Origin of the sequence: Sneathiella sp. HT1-7 (genome assembly GCF_020731145.1) — a bacterium.
In the GTDB taxonomy this organism is placed as follows: Bacteria; Pseudomonadota; Alphaproteobacteria; order Sneathiellales; family Sneathiellaceae; genus Sneathiella.
Window position 1 is genome coordinate 14,599 of sequence record NZ_JAJFZN010000008.1, and the last position, 15,755, is coordinate 30,353.

Here is a 15,755-nt window from a genome sequence, read left to right on the forward strand (position 1 = left end):
TTGAAATCATTTCGCAAGTCAAGGAGAATGAAAATGTATCGAGCACAACTTACAATCATGTCAGCTATCGGAATGTTGGCATTATCGGCGCCGATTACGCTCGCTGATTCCGGTGAAAACTACTCCATGCACGGCATGGGGGCGGGCGGATGGATATTCGGTCCCTTGATGATGATTTTAATGATCGCCTTAATTGTGGGCGTAGTCATTCTTGTTCTCCGTTGGATGGGTATTGCGGACGGATCAGGCAATCGGCGAGATCGAGCGGTCGATATTCTCAACGAGCGTTTTGCTCGTGGCGAAATTGACCCGGAGGAATTTGAAAACCGCAAACGCGCTTTGGATAAATAGATGCAAAGGGTTTTTACGGGGTCCTTACAAAAGAACTCAGTGCTAACGCGACAGGAGATTGGATAGTGAGAACGATTTTAAATTTTTTGGCTATGGCCTGGATTGTCAGCGGCATATTGCTAGTGGGAGCACGGTCTCTTCGTGCGGAACCGTTTGTTTACGTGCCGCTAGGGAGTGAGAGTAAAATTGCCGTTATAGATGCTGCGAAAGATCAGATCATTGGTATCATAGATGGACTACAGGCTGTTCATGGATTGGCGGGAACTCCGGACGGACGATTTCTAATCGCCGGTAGCTATTCAGTGCGCTCTGTCGACATTAAACCGGCAAAACCGAAGGGTATTTCTGAAGACGAACATGCAGCTCATCATAAGGCGTCATCCGTGCAGACAGAAAATTCAGATATTACATCGGTGAGTACTGTTTCCGTGATTCAAATCAGCGAAGGGGAGGTCATACGGACGATCGATGTACCAGGTGCGGTCCATCATGTGTCGGTCAGCCCTGACGGTAGATACACGGCTGTCACCCGTCCAAACGAAAGTGAAATTTCGGTGATTGATCTGACGAATTTTGAGATTGTCGGCAACATTTCAACCGGCGAATTTCCCAACTATTCCGTCTTCAGCCCGGATAGCGAGCGGCTATTTGTAAGCAATGCAGGTGACAGCACCATTAGCACCATCAACAGTAAGAACTGGACCGTTGAAAAGGTTATTCCAGCTGGAATGAGCCCGGAACATATCGTGCTCTCAAAGGATGGTAAAACTCTCTTCGTCAATAATGTAGACGACGGAACCGTATCTGTCGTTGACACAAAGTCGATGCAAGAAACAAACACGATGAAATTGGGATCGGTACTTCATGGTATTGATCTTTCCGAGGACGGCACCGCGTTGTTTGTGGCCGCACTTGGGGATGACAAGATAGCAAAGGTCGATCTTGCGTCAGGATCCCTACAGACTGCCAAGTTATCACCAGCGCCCTATCATCTGGCAACAATTACAGAGACGGACAAGATTTACGTTTCCAGTTCTGACGAGACCAAAATCTGGGTCGTCGACCAAAAAAGCCTTGAACTTTTGGGGCAAATCACGATCGACGGAAAAGGGCATCAGATGGTTGTGATGCCAGGTTCTTAATTCAAGGAGGAGCGTAAGTCGTGAGAGATCTTTTCTTTTCCAAAACCGGTATTGTGCTTATCGGATTTATTGCCGTCGCCGGCTATTTTTTGTGGGTGGAACACACAGCGCATATCATCACTTACCTTCCGTTGATATTACTGCTAGGGGGCTGCGTTCTGATGCATCTGTTCATGCATCATGGTCATGGCGGCCATGGTTCCGGCGATGACTCTCAGCATGGCCCTTCATCTCATTCGGATAAAAAACATGACTGATCAACCGGTAAACTATGGACTATGGTCACTCGTGATCATAAATTCCGCAGTGTTCATTATCTTTGCCTTCAGTTTCTTTAAACCCAATAGCCCGCGTGATTGGCGGACCTTTAGTGCATTTAGTGCTTTCATCGTCGCATTATTCACGGAGATGTACGGGTTTCCGCTGACCATCTATTTCTTATCCGGATGGCTTCAAAGCAATTTCCCCGATGTCAACTGGTTCGCGCATGACTCCGGCCACTTGCCTGAGATGCTTTTTGGCTGGAAATCCTCCCCGCATTTCGGACCGTTTCATATCTTGAGCTTCGCATTTATTGGCGGCGGCTTTATCTTGCTTTCCGCTGCATGGAAAGTCCTGTATCAGGCACAAAAGTCGGGCAATTTGGCCGCGACCGGCCCTTATGCACGGATCAGACATCCACAATATGTCGGCTTTGGGCTTATCATGCTTGGATTTCTTTTCCAATGGCCGACATTGCTAACTCTTGCCATGTTTCCGATCCTATTGGTCATGTATTGGCGTTTGGCGTTGAGTGAAGAACGTGAGGCCGAAGTGACGTTTGGTGATGTCTACCGGGATTACGCGGAGGTTACGCCCAGGTTTATTCCGGCCTTCGGGCGTGGCTCGAAATCTTCATCCGGGAGCCATGGAATTAATTTGTGAATTTGATGCTGCTAATCTGAACTGGAGATATTCATGAAAAATTTTCGTTGGAAGATGATTATGATTATGGCGCTCGTGTCCTTTCCAGGCATCGCTTGGACCGATACTGGTCACGAAGTCACGAAAAGACATCAGATGCCGCAGATGAATGACGATAATATGCCGGGAATGATGCGCGAGGGTATGCTGGTGATGCCTCAAATGGATCCAGCCCGCGGACGCGCCCTTTTCGCGTCAAAAGGCTGCGTTGTCTGTCATTCCGTTAATGGTATCGGTGGCGATGACGCTCCCGCTCTTGACGCTTCATCCATGCCACTGATGATGAACCCGTTTGAGTTTGCCGCCAAGATGTGGAGGGGCGCGGAAGCGATGGTCGCCTTGCAACGTGAAGAGCTTGACGAGACGATTGAGCTGACCGGCCAGGAGCTTGCAGACATTATTGCCTTCGTTCATAGCCACAAGGAGCAGGCGATTTTTTCCATTGCAGATGTGCCTGAGAGAATGAAGAAATTGATGGATCATTCGGGCGCTGGGGAGCACCATTATGGCGTTAAAAACTGACACTCAGGAATTGCTGGACTCGTCGCATCCAGAGCGTGAAAGTGGCCGCTGGGATTTTCTTTATGTGGCGGCTGGAGCGATGGTGGCCGTTGGCGGTGCCTTCGCGATATGGCCGTTTATTGACAATATGAATCCGTCGGCCGATGTGGTGGCCTTGTCGTCTGTCGAAATTGACATTAGTCAGATAGAAATGGGGCAACGCGTAACCGTCGCCTGGCGCGGACGCCCGGTATTTATCGATTATCGGACCGAAGCCCAGATCGCCCGGGCACGCATGGATGACACTGCGGACCTGATCGATCCTGAGCGCGACGATCAGCGGGTTCAGCGTGCTGAATGGTTGATCGTCATTGGCATATGCACGCATCTTGGGTGCGTGCCGCTTGGTCAACGCAATAGCGATCCGCTCGGACAGTGGGGCGGCTGGTTTTGCCCGTGTCATGGTTCTCACTATGATACATCCGGCCGAATTCGCAAAGGCCCTGCACCCAAGAATCTTGTCGTTCCCCCTTATGCATTCCTTGCTGATGAAATGCTCCGGATTGGTTGAGGAATGAGATCTAACCCAAATTAAAAAACGATACCCGTTCCTGATGGAAGTGAATTAAACCCATGAAGATAAGCACAAATTGGTCGAAAATAACGGTATTGGTTCTGTTGGTCGGCAGTGCCGTCATTTTCCTTTTCCAGTTGATCGATCCTCGGGGTGATAGTACCCGGACAGACATATCCATTCCGAAACTGACCGCACTTGCAGAAAAGGGAGAAAAAGCATTTGCTGCGAATTGTGCTGCCTGCCATGGCGTCAATGCGGCAGGGACCGACAAAGGGCCGCCGCTTGTCCACGATATATATAATCCCGGACATCACTCTGATGTGGCATTCTATCTTGCAGCGAAAAATGGCGTTCGCCAGCATCATTGGCCTTTTGGTAACATGCCCCCACAACCGCAGGTGAGCGAAGCCGATTTGGAGGCAATTTTGAAGTATGTACGCGAGCTTCAAGTCGCGAACGGAATCACGTCTCGTCCACATAAAATGTAACCAATTAAATCACTTATGTTTGGCATGTGAAAAAATGAGGATGGAACATTGCGAATAAACCCCAAAGAACATCCAGATTATCCTTGGTATCTGCGCCCCTTCTTTTGGAATCAAAGGCGTAAATATGGAGTTGTACTGGAGGCGGCGCTTCTGTGGGCTCGTTCACCGAAACTGTTTCTTGGCGTGGCCATACTCTATGGAATGATAGACCGAAAACGCTCGCCTCTTAGTCCGGTTTTGCGGTCACTCGTCACCGTTCTGGTATCACAGATTAATAGCTGCTCCTTCTGCGTCGACTTGAACTCCGCTATTCTGTTGAAACGTGGCGTCTCTGAAGGGATGGTTGGGGCACTGCCAAATTGGAGAGAAAGCGATTTGTTCGAACCGGCTCAGAAGGCGGCGCTGGATTATGCCGATGCAGTCACGAAATATGACCGGGGTGTGGATAATAAAATATTCGCCGAACTACAGAAATATTTCGACGACGACACAATTGTCGAACTCACCGGATTAATTGCCTTTCAAAATCTGTCAAGCAAGTTTAACAGTGCGCTTGACGTGCCGGCACAGGGATTCTGTCAACTACCGCCCGCGAGCTAGCCGTGGGAAGAATAACCAGGCTTTTCCGATATGAACAAACGTCGGGTTTGATCGTGATTGCGGCTGTATTGTTAGCGTTGGTAGCAGCTAACTCACCGCTTGCAGGGATATATGCCCTTGTTCATCACACTCCGGTTCATTTTCGCTTTGGCCCCCTCGTCATTGATGAGCCGTTAGTGCAATGGATCAATGAAGGTCTGATGGTAATTTTCTTTCTGGTCGTCGGATTGGAGATCAAGCGGCAACTTCTCGAAGGCCATCTCGCAAACTACAAGCGCGCGGTACTGCCGGTGTTTGCTGCGTTAGGTGGTATGACCTTTCCGGCAGTTATCTATGCAAGCCTGAACTGGGCAGATCCGATTGCACTCCGTGGCTGGGCAATTCCAACTGCAACCGACATTGTTTTGGCGCTCGGCGTGCTGTCCCTGCTAGGGTCGCGAGTTCCCGTGAGCCTTAGGATATTTCTTACAGCCCTCGCTATTTTTGATGACATAGGAGCGGTCATTGTTGTCGGTTTTTTTTTATGGGGAGCCGCTCTCCGTCATGCCTCTTCTCGTTGCAGGCCTAGCAATCCTCGCTTTTATTTTAATTAACAGGTTCCGCGTTGTACTGCCGGCAGCTTATATAGTTGTTGGCCTGGTGCTTTGGGTGGCGATGCTCAAATCCGGCGTGGAAGCTGCTCTCGCAGGCGTTTTCATCGCACTGGCTGTTCCCTTGCATGTGTCCGACAGCAAAGTTTCGTCCCCTCTTCGTCATACTGAACGTCGGCTTCACGCTTGGAATGTCTTGCTGGTCGTTCCACTGTTCGCCTTTTTTAATGCCGGAATCACAATTGATTCTGCTGCAGACTCTTGGCCCCTAGAAACGGTATCCCTAGGTGTCATAGCCGGCCTATGTGTTGGAAAGCAGATAGGCATCTTCTGTGCGTCCCGTGCGGCTGTTGCTACAGGCCTCGCACAATTGCCGGAAGGCATAACATGGAAGCAGCTATACGGCGCAGCACTACTCGCCGGTATCGGTTTCACCATGAGCACATTTGTAGCGACGCTCGCTTTCGATGATCTTGCTCTTATTTCGTCGGCCAAGCTTTCTATCCTTATCGGCTCCTTACTTTCCGCAAGCGCAGGATTGACCGTGATCCGCTTATCAACGGCAACCAAAATAGTGAGAGGTGCAAAAGCTTTGAGTTCAGGAAAATAGCCATGCTTAATACGGCTCAGATTATTTTAGTCATGTTTCTTTGGGCAATCTGCTTTCCATTGATTGTATTGGGTTTATCATACGCGCCGCACCTGACGTTTGCCGCGCTCCGCGCGTTTTTAGCGGGGGCAACTTTGCTTGCTATTGCGCTCATTATGAAACGCCCCCAACCACGAGATATAGGAACTTGGCTTATGCTTGGCACAATTGGTCTCGGGGCGACGACGTTAGGGTTTTTCGGCATGTTCCATGCTTCGGAATTTATCTCGCCCGGTATAGCGACGGTTATCGCAAACACTCAACCGCTTATGGCGGCAGTGCTGGCCTCTCTGGTCCTAAAAGAACGTCTGAGTAGATTTGGGAAAATTGGACTCCTGTTGGGATTTTTTGGTATCGTGCTGATTGCACTTCCCTCTCTTATGTCGAACATGAACGGCAATTACACCCTCGGAATTTTCTACATTGTTTTGGCGGCAGCCGGCATTACAGTCAGTAACGTCCTCATCCGGCGCTTAGCACATCGAATAGACGCCCTTAGTGCTATGGGCTGGCAACTCGTCCTCGGGAGTTGTTTTCTCGCGCTGATCGCCTTCTTTACCGAAGAGACCCATATAACCTGGAATACACCTTTTATTTTAAGCCTCCTGGGTCTGGCTCTGCCAGGAACGGCATTAGCCTATTGGTTATGGTGCCGTGTGCTAGGACAAATGCAACTTAACCGCGCCAACGCATTCAGCTTTCTAGTACCAGTCTTCGGGCTAACCTTAGGAGTGGTTTTCTTTCAAGAAAGTATTGGGATTTTACCGGCAGTAGGTATCGGCCTGACAGTTTTGGGTATCTTACTGGTTAACTGGCCGGTGAAATGGGAAAGAACGGCGTTACTGGGCGGAGGAAAATGAGAGGTCAATAATGGAACAGCTATTGGAAATTTCAATTGCCAGTATCGTGGCTATTTTCATTGTCACGGGACTGTTTTATGAATGCTTGTGTTTCATTTCGCATGTTGTCTCCAGGACAAATGCCGGCCCTAGACCTATCATGTACATCATGGTGACGGGAGTTTTCATTGCTCATGGCGCAGCCATTTTCATATATGCCACGATTTACTGGATACTTATTCACTTTCTGGGGTTCGCGGATTTATCCGGCAATGTACAAGATCATTTTCCCACCTATCTGTATTTTTCTGCCACCAGTTACTCTTCACTTGGTGTAGGAGACGTATTCCCCGTCGATGCCATGCGCTTCCTCACTGGAATTGAGGCCCTTAACGGGCTTCTGTTGATTACCTGGTCGGCGGCTTTCACCTATTTTTCCATTCAGAAAATGTGGGAGACCCATGGCATAGAAACGAAGTTTTTGTGTAAGTGAAATGAAGAACAATAAATAGGAATTGAAAAAATATGAATTTCAGCAAAAAACCTAGTAACTTTCCAGAAAATAAAGACTTCTGGAAGAATATAGTACAGCAAACAGGTATGATTTTCCTCTGTCCAGAAATACGGCTTTCATCAACTAGTACAACGAACACCAAGGATTCGAGAGCGAAATGTCAATAGATACGCTCGCGGGGAAAAAAGGTTTGATTGTTGGTATCGCAAATGAAAAATCGATTGCCTGGGGGTGTGCCCGCGCTTTTCGTGAGGCGGGTGCGGAGTTGGCTATTACGTAGCTAAACGAAAAGGCCGAACCCTATGTGCGCCCTCTCGCAGAACAAATTAGTGCGTCGATTATTCGTCCATTGGACGTAACTGACGAAACTGAAATGCGGAAGCTGTTTCACTTGATCAGTGATAAATGGGGCCGCCTTGACTTTCTTCTCCATGCAATTGCCTACGCACCCTCCGAGGATCTGCACGGACGCGTAATAGATTCTTCGAAAAACGGATTTCTGACAGCCATGGATATCTCGTGTCATTCCTTCGCGCGCCTAGCCCGTTTCGCCGAGCCATTAATGAAGGATGGCGGTTGCCTGCTAACCACAAACTATTACGGTGGTGAGAAGGTGGTCGAAAACTATGGTGTCATGGGGCCTGTCAAAGCTGCGCTGGAAGGGATGGTAAAATACATGGCCTCAGAACTGGGCCAAAAGAGAATCCGCGTCAATGCTTTGTCACCAGGACCTGTGGCCACTCGCGCCGCCGGAGGGATTGCGCATTTTGATGATTTGTTAGAAGTGGCGCGCGAAAAATCTCCGGCGCATGAATTAGTCTGCATTGATTGCGTTGGTGCATACGCCCGATTTTTAGTTGGCGATGAAGCGCATCTTGTAACCGGCAGCATTGTTTATATCGATGCCGGTTTTAATATAATGGCACCTTGAATATTGGAATATGTGGGTCTGAGATCACCGTGTTGTGGTGCTTTCTAACATTCCACAGAGACACGGAAGGACGAAAAGACGCGGAAATGCACTTTACTTAAAACACTATTGGCGCTTCAATGGTGTTGTTACATTAACTTCTAATAGGCACAGATATTCCTCGGTTACAAAATCTCAGGCAGCGGCGCTTGCAGTTACCCAAATGCCAAAATCTTTAGCACGACATTGCTTGAGGTGAGGCCGATTTAGTAGGTGACGTTGGACGTAAAAGCCATCGTAAGTCGCTGACTGGATATTGAGAAATCTCTGGGCTGATCATGGTGATTTAAACTTCTGCATTTTTCGTTCTCTTTGTCGTATTGTGAGATGCGAGTTCTCCGCGCGATTGTTCGATCGTTTGTTGTCAATATTTTCCGCATCAATTTCAAGGCAGCTTTTGTATTTCGTTTTGATTGTACGAGAAAATCCAGGACCTCTCCCTCATTGTCATCTGCTCGCCAGAGCCAGTGCCGTTTTTCACGAATAACGATGACCATTTCATCGAGGTGCTAGATATCGTTAAGAGTAGGGCGTGATGATCTCAGGTTTCTGGTGATTGGTTCACCAACCTTCAAAACCATCTTCGGACAGTTTCGTAGGAGATATCCGGTCCTCTTTCTGCAAGCAAATCCTCCACATCCCGATAACTCAATGTAAACCGAGTATAAAGCCAACCGGCATGTCGAATGATGTGAGAGGAAAAGCGATGTCGGGAATAGGAAATCTTTTGCATCGGTGGAGATTAGATCATCATTAATATTCGGGTATACGGAATTAATGGTTGATGGGGCACCTTCACCCCATCAATCTGATGCCACCTTCAGATGATTGATAGATCGACCCCATAGTTGAGTTCCTCCGCGAAGTCCGGCAGTCCGTAACCGATGGCTTTCTTGTGGAACGGAGAGATCTTCCCAGTCGGTGCCTTCTTCTTGTGCTTCTTGGTGTAGAGCATTCTTGCCCACATCTCCTCGAAAGAGTAACCACGCCTTTCACGGTTCTTGTCCTAGGGCTGTCGGTTGATTTGCAACCCAGTACTGGGTATCGCGGCAGGTGAAGGATGTTGTCGGGAAGTTCGGTCATGTCGTTGCATTGGTGTAGGTGTCAGCCGGATCCTTCCGACTCGGCATTGGTGTTTGCTTTTTTACCCAACAAGCTGCAGGAAACAAAAAGTAAGGCACCGAGGACAATTGCAATATCAGCCAGGTTGAAGGCCGGCCAATGCCAGTCTCGCCAATAGAAATCAAAGTAATCCACAACATAGCCGCGAAAGATCCGGTCAATCAGGTTGCCCATAGCGCCACCGAGGAAAAGACTGTAAGCGATGGCCTCTCCTTTATGACGGTTTTCAAGGATCAGCTTAATCAGAAAAATTGAGACCACTAGCGCGATTCCGATAAGAAAGTAGCGCTGCCAGCCTCCACTATTCGCAAAAAGACTGAACGCGACACCGGTATTCCATACGTGCACCCAGTTAAAGAACGGGGACACTGAAATAGACTCGCCATAGGCCATTGATTGCTGCACCAGCCACTTTACAGCCTGATCAGACACTGCCAGTAGACCCGATATGGACAGCAGGGCATACGGCGAGAGCTTTTTGCCAATTATGAGCATTTTCTAACCCTTCAACGCCAGAATGCGTCTGGCACCGTTAAGCACAATGACCCCCGCGATGGTGCCGATAATCAGGTCAGGATAATTGGACCCGGTCCACGCGACCAGGGCGCCAGCGGTGATGACCCCTAGGTTGATCACCACGTCATTGGCCGAGAATATCCAGCTTGCCCTCATGTGCGCCCCGCCCTTTCGATGTTTGGATATCAGCAGCAGACAACTGGTATTGGCGATCAATGCGACGAATGCGATAGCTATCATCATCAGCGATTCAGGCTCACTTCCGAACACAAAGCGCCTCACCACCTCTACGAGTACGCCAACAGCCAAAACCAGTTGCAGTGCACCAGCAAGGTGCGCGGCACGTACCTGCATTTTCACGCTATGTCCAACCGCATAAAGGGCAAGCCCGTACACCGCCGCATCGGCAAAATTGTCCAGGGATTCTCCAATCAGCCCGGTTGACTGGGCGATCAGACCGGCAGTCATTTCCACAACGAACAGCAGTGCATTGATGCCGAGCAACCAGCGCAAAGTCCCGGATTCTTGCTTAGCAGAAGCTGCCGAGAACTCGGCGTCCTTGATGGTCTCCGGAATTGCAGCGACGGTTTCCTGAAGCGAGGCTCCTAGCCCCAAGGTCTTCAGTTTCGAGGTGACGGGTTCGACCCCGCCGTCATGCACTATCTTCAGTCGGCGTTTCGACAAGTCGAAGGACAGCGCCCGAATCTCCTCAAAGCCGTTCAGGGCTAGGCGAATCATTCGCTCTTCTGATGGACAGTCCATCTTCGGCACGGCATAAACGCTGACCCATCTCCCCGGCGCTTCGGAGGAGGCCTGTATATCGGTATCCGCTGAGGACGTTGCATCACCGCCACAGGCGCCACCACAGGATTTGCTCATGATACGACTCCACCTGAACAATGTTGTGGTATCATTTAAAACTATAAAGCTACTATAAGGTCAATAGAGTAAAGAATCCGTTGGGAGGATGCTGATGCGTATTGGTCAGTTGGCGCAGTTAGTAGGGGTCGAAACACAGACGATCCGCTTCTATGAACAGCAGGGATTGTTGCCGCCGCCTGATCGGCAGGACAACGGTTACCGTGTCTATACCGAGAAGCATGGTGAGGGGCTGGCCTTCATCCGTCGCTGCAGAATTCTGGGCCTGTCACTGGCTGAGATACACGAACTACAGAGCTATCAGGACGACCCTTATCAGCCTTGTACCGCCGTCAACGCCTTGCTCGATGATCACATCTCACATGTGCGGTCGCAGATAACCGCTCTGCAAACGCTTGAGAAACAACTCGTTTCACTGAGAGCAAGTTGCAACGATGACCGGGAAATTGAGGCGTGTGGGGTTCTTGCTGGAATTAGCGAAGGAAACATGCACCAGCAGTAGGTGAAGCATCAACCATTTAATCCGCTCACTCTAATATTCTCGCTACTAAGTTAATGTGGCAACCCCGGGAACATTGTTCATCGCCGCATGGATTCTTATTGGCGGCGCCTATCTTTTAACGTAATTTATAGTAATGAAGCTTTGGTGTATTAATGATGTTCTTTGAATACAGATCAATCGGATTTAATTCCCTGTTCTCGATTATTAATTCCCTGATCAGAAATTAATTTTCCCTGTTAAGTTTCTTTGGATAATTCTGAAAACATTAATAAAAATAGTGATTTACGGTGGCGCGATGATTTAATTGGGGTCAAAATCGCCAAAAATCCCAGTATTTTCCCTGTTAAACAGGGAAAATGGCAGAGATGGGTTCGCATGGGACTGCTACCTCCGCCACACACCCCTTATAATTTGTCTCTGTTCTCGCTGGGTGTTCTAACCGCCCATAACAGGGCGCTTTTTCGCCGCCAATCCCTTTCTTGTCTCAGTCTCCGGACCGTCAGATAACGGTTCTCCAGGGTCAATCTGCCCGCCAGTCTCCGCCCGTCTGATGGTAGGGTGAGTTTCACGAGAACAGGCCGTTAACAGGGAATTTATTAAAAAAATGACCGTTAACAAGGTAAAATCAGAGTTCCTTCGCACAAAAGAAAATATTTTATCACGTAAAAACAGTAATTTAGAGATCATCTTCGCCACTTTCCTGTTTTTCGCCATAACAGGATGATTTTAGGCCATAACAGGGCCTGTTATTGCGATTAACAGGGAGTTTTAAGTGTATTAACAGGTGGTGTAAGGAGTTCTCTTTTGTGGCTTAATCCACCTCTAAAGTGGAGTATCGATCCCGAACTTGCGCCTCTGGTCGGACCAGAGGAGCGGGATCTCGTTCTTCATCAATAGGGCCAGTGTCAGATGGTCCGGCTGACGTCCGGTGAGGATGATTTTCTGGATATCGGGCGCCAGAAAAGCAAGCCGGACAAGATTGCGTTTCCAGGGGGAGGCGGGCGCTGCCTGCAGGACGGGCCCTTTTCCTGAATCCCGATCCAGCATCGCATGCGCACTGCGCAAGGCCCGGATGAGAGAGGGGTCCGGCTGTGGCGTATTTCTGTCGCCAACAAGGATGTCGGTCTTTCCGCCGCGCGTCTGCATCCGCCAGGGCAGGGTCAACCGCAGGCATTTCGATTCTGCCGGATCCGGACGCACCCGTTCGCCAGTCGCAAGGTTGCCGTTGACCTTGTTAAGATATTTGAGCGGGATCAGAAGCTCGACGCATCTGATATGAATCTCGATGGAACTTATAAGCTCAAACGGTTCCACCTGCAGATCGGGAAGAAGGCGGGTCAGTGTTTTAATCAATCGACCTTCAAGCGTTGCCGCCGAAACACGTCGTGGTGCGTTGTCCTGCTGGTCCCGTTTTGCCCCACGCTGCAAAGAGGCGGAGACATAGTAACGATACAGCTTGCCACCATGGCCATAGGCGAAGGTCGGGGACATCGGTTGTCCGTCCGTATCAAAAATACGACCCGCAAGCGGTGACTTGGCAACGCTCTTTCCAGTTACCTTGCGACGCCGGCCGTTCTCATCCAGCTGTGCCTGCACCGCCTTGAACAACTCCACGTCGATAATGGCCTTATGCAGCCCGGGATGAGACTGATCCTTGTGGGGAACCTCGCCGAGATACACCCGGCTCCGCAGCAGATGATACAGCGCCCCGCGGCTGAAGGGCTGGCCTCCGATGGTTCTTCCTTTCAGCGTTGTCCGGGTCTTTGATCGAATGTCTTTGGCATCCAGCTCTCTTACCAAGGCGTGGACGGATTTGAGCTGCAGATATCTTTCAAAGATCATGTGTACAGTGTCGGCTTCTGCGTCATTAACCCGCAAGCTATGGGAGCCGGCTTCCGGCAGATCATAGCCGAGCGGCGGACTGCCGCCCATCCACATGCCCTTCTTCTTGGAGGCGGCAATCTTGTCGCGAATCCGCTCTCCGGTGACTTCCCGTTCAAACTGGGCAAAAGAGAGCAAAACGTTGAGGGTCAGCCGTCCCATGCTGGAGGTGGTGTTAAAGGATTGCGTGACACTTACGAAACTGACGTCATGCTGCTCGAACAGCTCCACCATGCGGGCAAAGTCCGCAAGCGAACGGGTCAGGCGATCTATCTTGTAAACGACGACAATGTCGATCTTTCCTATTGAGATATCGCTGAGCAGTTTTTGAAGCCCGGGACGTTCCATAGTACCACCGGAATAGCCGCCATCGTCATAGCGACCGGGAAGGGCCCGCCAGCCCTCACTCGTCTGGCTTTTGATATAGGCCTCGCAGGCTTCATGCTGGGCGTCGAGACTGTTGAAACTTTGTTCAAGTCCTTCCTCGGAGCTCTTGCGGGTATAGAGGGCGCAGCGTCGGTGAGGGGGCTTCATGGAGCATCCTCGCGAAGGCCAAAGAAGCGCGGCCCGTTCCAGCGGGTGCCGGTCGCTGCGCGGGCGATGGCCGAGAGGCTTGGATAGGTCTTGCCGTCCCAGCAAAAGCCATCCGCCCTGACCACAACCTCGATCTGTCGGCCCCGCCAGTCGCGCCGCAGGATGGCCCCATCCCCGAGGGCGCGGCCTTCGGGCGCAATGGCCCCGCGCCGGCGCAGCAAACGGCGTGTCTCAGGCGAGAGCCCGCCCAACACCTCCGCCTGCAGGCGCCAGGCCAACATCAGAGCCAAGAGTTCCTCGGAACGCAGCTTGGGCGGTGGCCCGAAGTGCACGGCCCAAATTGATCGCAGATCACCTAATCCGAGCGTCTCCAATGATTTGATCTCTGCCTCAAGATCGGAACCACCCGTCATTGCCTCTCTCTGATCCGGTAGCTGCGGACACCGTCGATCTTCTCCGACGTTATCACATGGCCTTTCTTTTTTAATGAGCCGGCAATCGCGCCCCGCACCGAATGCGTCTGCCAGCCGGTGGCGGAACAGAGATCCTCGAGAGACGCGCCCTTCTTCTGGCGAAGAAGCGTGATCATCCGGTCGAGTTTTGTGGGTGTAGATGTTGCGGCTTTGCGGATCGCCTTAGTGTTTGCTTTACAGCGCTTGCTGTCAGATGATTTGGAAGTTTGAGATGCCATAAGTTTGTCCTCCTGTTGTCGGTCGGATATATTCCGTTCCTACCGACAACAGCCCGGCAAACGGGCATAGCAACAGTGAGGCTCCTTTGTGCAGCTAAGTCCAGTCTTTCTCCCCGGTTGAGGGCTATAAAGGTTGGCAGCTGTTGGATTCTTCTCTAATATACTACATATGGTGTAATTACGTCGTTGGATATACGAGATGAGCAAAGAGTCGGCCCTTGAAAACCCGTTGAGCGTGATCTATCGCCCGGTCGGTGACCTGGTACCGGATCCCCGGAATGCGCGTACTCATTCAAAGAAACAGATTGAGCAGATCAGGGCCTCGATTGCCGCGTTCGGCTTTACCAACCCGATCCTTGCTGATCCGGAAGGTCATCTGATTGCGGGGCACGGACGCTTGCTTGCAGCTAAGGCGATGGGTCTTGATGAGGTGCCTGTTATTACCCTCACGGGGCTAACAGAGATCCAGATACGTGCCCTCCGGCTCGCGGATAACAAGATCGCCCTCAATGCCGGCTGGGATCTCGAGATCCTGAAACAGGAACTTACTGAGCTCACCACAATAGATGTCGATATAGATGCAACCCTGACCGGGTTCTCAACGGGCGAGATTGATGTGATCCTGGAGGGGCAGGATGATCCCGACGATGAGGTTATTCCAGCCGTTCCGGAAACACCCAGAACCAAAGCGGGGGATATCTGGATACTGGGAGATCACCGTATCGGCTGCGGGGACAGTCGGGATATCGCCTTCTTGAAAAGAGTGGTTGGTACAGATGCACAAGTTGACGCAGCCTTCCTGGATCCGCCCTATAATGTCCGGATCAGTGGTCATGCCAATACCAGCGACCGGCATCGGGAGTTCGCGATGGCATCGGGCGAGATGAGTGAGACGGAGTTCCGGACCTTCCTCACCGAAACGCTGGGCGCCTGCGCGAGCGTCTCCCGGGATGGCGCCGTTCACTTTGTCTGTATGGACTGGCGACATATGGAGGATGTGACTGTTGTTGCCCATGATATCTATGGCGCGTTCCTCAATCTCTGCATCTGGAACAAGTCCAATGCCGGCATGGGCTCGCTTTACCGCTCGAAGCATGAACTGATATTTGTCTATCGGGTCGGGGAGGCGGCGCATCTCAATATGGTGGAGCTTGGCAAGCATGGTCGCAACCGAACTAATGTCTGGGATTATGCGTCCGTCAATTCCTTCCGGGGCAGCCGGCGCGAGGATCTTGCGCTGCATCCCACTGTTAAGCCGACGGGGATGGTGGCAGATGCCATCAAGGATGTGACCCGTCACGGGGATCTTGTCCTTGATATATTTCTGGGCTCAGGCACGACCCTGATAGCCGCCGAGCGGGCGGGGCGCCGATTCCGCGGTGTCGAGATTGATCCGGCCTATGTCGATGTCGCTCTTGAGCGATGGTCTGCCCTGACGGGCAAGGA

17 protein-coding genes and 4 pseudogenes are annotated in these 15,755 nt (G+C 50.8%); 14 read left to right on the forward strand and 7 right to left on the reverse strand.

The features are described 5' to 3' along the window. Positions 1-33: 33 nt before the first annotated feature. From LKE13_RS18375 to fabI, 12 genes and pseudogenes are all read left to right on the forward strand, one after another. Positions 34-351 (forward strand): SHOCT domain-containing protein, encoded by a 318-nt coding sequence (locus LKE13_RS18375; RefSeq protein ID WP_227953267.1) that lies wholly within the window; start codon positions 34-36, stop codon positions 349-351. A gap of 65 nt (positions 352-416) precedes the next feature. Continuing rightward, positions 417-1,493, forward strand: coding sequence for a cytochrome D1 domain-containing protein (locus tag LKE13_RS18380; protein ID WP_227953269.1), 1,077 nt, complete (start codon positions 417-419; stop codon positions 1,491-1,493). Between the two features lie 20 nt (positions 1,494-1,513). Then, the gene (locus tag LKE13_RS18385) at positions 1,514-1,750 is read left to right on the forward strand and encodes a DUF2933 domain-containing protein (RefSeq protein WP_227953271.1); all 237 of its coding nucleotides are present in this window, start codon (positions 1,514-1,516) and stop codon (positions 1,748-1,750) included. Then, positions 1,743-2,417 (forward strand): methyltransferase family protein, encoded by a 675-nt coding sequence (locus LKE13_RS18390; RefSeq protein ID WP_227953273.1) that lies wholly within the window; start codon positions 1,743-1,745, stop codon positions 2,415-2,417. Before LKE13_RS18385 ends, LKE13_RS18390 begins: the two co-directional genes overlap by 8 nt. Before the next feature lie 33 nt (positions 2,418-2,450). Continuing rightward, complete coding sequence (locus LKE13_RS18395) at positions 2,451-2,978, forward strand: c-type cytochrome (RefSeq protein WP_227953275.1); 528 nt, start codon at positions 2,451-2,453, stop codon at positions 2,976-2,978. Beyond that, the gene (gene petA, locus LKE13_RS18400) at positions 2,962-3,528 is read left to right on the forward strand and encodes a ubiquinol-cytochrome c reductase iron-sulfur subunit (protein WP_227953277.1); all 567 of its coding nucleotides are present in this window, start codon (positions 2,962-2,964) and stop codon (positions 3,526-3,528) included. Before LKE13_RS18395 ends, petA begins: the two co-directional genes overlap by 17 nt. 62 nt (positions 3,529-3,590) lie before the next feature. Then, positions 3,591-4,022 (forward strand): c-type cytochrome, encoded by a 432-nt coding sequence (locus tag LKE13_RS18405; protein WP_227953279.1) that lies wholly within the window; start codon positions 3,591-3,593, stop codon positions 4,020-4,022. A 48-nt stretch (positions 4,023-4,070) separates the two neighbouring features. Beyond that, a complete protein-coding gene (locus LKE13_RS18410) occupies positions 4,071-4,622 on the forward strand; it encodes a carboxymuconolactone decarboxylase family protein (protein ID WP_227953281.1) in 552 nt (183 codons plus the stop codon). Positions 4,623-4,624: 2 nt separating this feature from the next. Beyond that, positions 4,625-5,822 (forward strand): annotated as a pseudogene (gene nhaA, locus LKE13_RS18975) (Na+/H+ antiporter NhaA). Positions 5,823-5,824: 2 nt separating this feature from the next. Continuing rightward, a complete protein-coding gene (locus tag LKE13_RS18420; protein WP_227953283.1) occupies positions 5,825-6,721 on the forward strand; it encodes a DMT family transporter in 897 nt (298 codons plus the stop codon). A 10-nt stretch (positions 6,722-6,731) separates the two neighbouring features. Then, positions 6,732-7,193, forward strand: a complete 462-nt coding sequence (locus LKE13_RS18425) for an ion channel (protein WP_227953285.1) — start codon at positions 6,732-6,734, stop codon at positions 7,191-7,193. 178 nt (positions 7,194-7,371) lie between these two features. After that, a pseudogene (fabI, locus tag LKE13_RS18430) lies at positions 7,372-8,145 on the forward strand (enoyl-ACP reductase FabI). Between the two features lie 174 nt (positions 8,146-8,319). Here fabI and LKE13_RS18435 read toward each other — a convergent pair. From LKE13_RS18435 to LKE13_RS18450, 4 genes and pseudogenes are all read right to left on the reverse strand, one after another. Beyond that, a pseudogene (locus LKE13_RS18435) lies at positions 8,320-8,917 on the reverse strand (IS6 family transposase). Positions 8,918-9,004: 87 nt separating this feature from the next. Then, positions 9,005-9,190 (reverse strand): annotated as a pseudogene (locus LKE13_RS18440) (ISL3 family transposase); the annotation flags it as partial. A gap of 98 nt (positions 9,191-9,288) precedes the next feature. Beyond that, the gene (lspA, locus tag LKE13_RS18445; protein ID WP_227953289.1) at positions 9,289-9,801 is read right to left on the reverse strand and encodes a signal peptidase II; all 513 of its coding nucleotides are present in this window, start codon (positions 9,799-9,801) and stop codon (positions 9,289-9,291) included. Positions 9,802-9,804: 3 nt separating this feature from the next. Beyond that, positions 9,805-10,701, reverse strand: a complete 897-nt coding sequence (locus LKE13_RS18450) for a cation transporter (protein ID WP_227953291.1) — start codon at positions 10,699-10,701, stop codon at positions 9,805-9,807. A gap of 94 nt (positions 10,702-10,795) precedes the next feature. Here LKE13_RS18450 and cadR point away from each other — a divergent pair, with 94 nt between their 5' ends. Beyond that, complete coding sequence (gene cadR, locus LKE13_RS18455) at positions 10,796-11,203, forward strand: Cd(II)/Pb(II)-responsive transcriptional regulator (RefSeq protein WP_227953293.1); 408 nt, start codon at positions 10,796-10,798, stop codon at positions 11,201-11,203. An 822-nt stretch (positions 11,204-12,025) separates the two neighbouring features. Here cadR and LKE13_RS18460 read toward each other — a convergent pair. From LKE13_RS18460 to LKE13_RS18470, 3 genes are read right to left on the reverse strand one after another with little or no spacing between them, the layout of a single operon-like run. Further along, positions 12,026-13,618 (reverse strand): recombinase family protein, encoded by a 1,593-nt coding sequence (locus LKE13_RS18460; RefSeq protein ID WP_227953295.1) that lies wholly within the window; start codon positions 13,616-13,618, stop codon positions 12,026-12,028. Continuing rightward, positions 13,615-14,031: a DUF2924 domain-containing protein gene (locus tag LKE13_RS18465; RefSeq protein ID WP_227953297.1), complete on the reverse strand. Its 417-nt coding sequence runs from the start codon at positions 14,029-14,031 to the stop codon at positions 13,615-13,617. The genes LKE13_RS18460 and LKE13_RS18465 overlap by 4 nt, the downstream gene beginning before the upstream one ends. After that, a complete protein-coding gene (locus LKE13_RS18470) occupies positions 14,028-14,309 on the reverse strand; it encodes a DUF3489 domain-containing protein (RefSeq protein ID WP_227953299.1) in 282 nt (93 codons plus the stop codon). The genes LKE13_RS18465 and LKE13_RS18470 overlap by 4 nt, the downstream gene beginning before the upstream one ends. 199 nt (positions 14,310-14,508) lie before the next feature. Between LKE13_RS18470 and LKE13_RS18475 the strand changes: the two genes are divergently transcribed. After that, the coding region (locus LKE13_RS18475) for a site-specific DNA-methyltransferase (RefSeq protein WP_227953301.1) at positions 14,509-15,755 on the forward strand (1,247 nt) is incomplete at its 3' end.

Excerpts from the sequence above, each read along its gene's own strand:
- LKE13_RS18375 (WP_227953267.1), top strand. The coding sequence starts at position 34 with ATGTATCGAGCACAACTTACAATCATGTCAGCTATCGGAATGTTGGCA.
- LKE13_RS18390 (WP_227953273.1), top strand. The coding sequence starts at position 1,743 with ATGACTGATCAACCGGTAAACTATGGACTATGGTCACTCGTGATCATA.
- LKE13_RS18395 (WP_227953275.1), top strand. The coding sequence starts at position 2,451 with ATGAAAAATTTTCGTTGGAAGATGATTATGATTATGGCGCTCGTGTCC.
- petA (WP_227953277.1), top strand. The coding sequence starts at position 2,962 with ATGGCGTTAAAAACTGACACTCAGGAATTGCTGGACTCGTCGCATCCA.
- LKE13_RS18405 (WP_227953279.1), top strand. The coding sequence starts at position 3,591 with ATGAAGATAAGCACAAATTGGTCGAAAATAACGGTATTGGTTCTGTTG.
- LKE13_RS18420 (WP_227953283.1), top strand. The coding sequence starts at position 5,825 with ATGCTTAATACGGCTCAGATTATTTTAGTCATGTTTCTTTGGGCAATC.
- LKE13_RS18425 (WP_227953285.1), top strand. The coding sequence starts at position 6,732 with ATGGAACAGCTATTGGAAATTTCAATTGCCAGTATCGTGGCTATTTTC.
- lspA (WP_227953289.1), bottom strand. The coding sequence starts at position 9,801 with ATGCTCATAATTGGCAAAAAGCTCTCGCCGTATGCCCTGCTGTCCATA.
- LKE13_RS18450 (WP_227953291.1), bottom strand. The coding sequence starts at position 10,701 with ATGAGCAAATCCTGTGGTGGCGCCTGTGGCGGTGATGCAACGTCCTCA.
- cadR (WP_227953293.1), top strand. The coding sequence starts at position 10,796 with ATGCGTATTGGTCAGTTGGCGCAGTTAGTAGGGGTCGAAACACAGACG.
- LKE13_RS18460 (WP_227953295.1), bottom strand. The coding sequence starts at position 13,618 with ATGAAGCCCCCTCACCGACGCTGCGCCCTCTATACCCGCAAGAGCTCC.
- LKE13_RS18465 (WP_227953297.1), bottom strand. The coding sequence starts at position 14,031 with ATGACGGGTGGTTCCGATCTTGAGGCAGAGATCAAATCATTGGAGACG.
- LKE13_RS18470 (WP_227953299.1), bottom strand. The coding sequence starts at position 14,309 with ATGGCATCTCAAACTTCCAAATCATCTGACAGCAAGCGCTGTAAAGCA.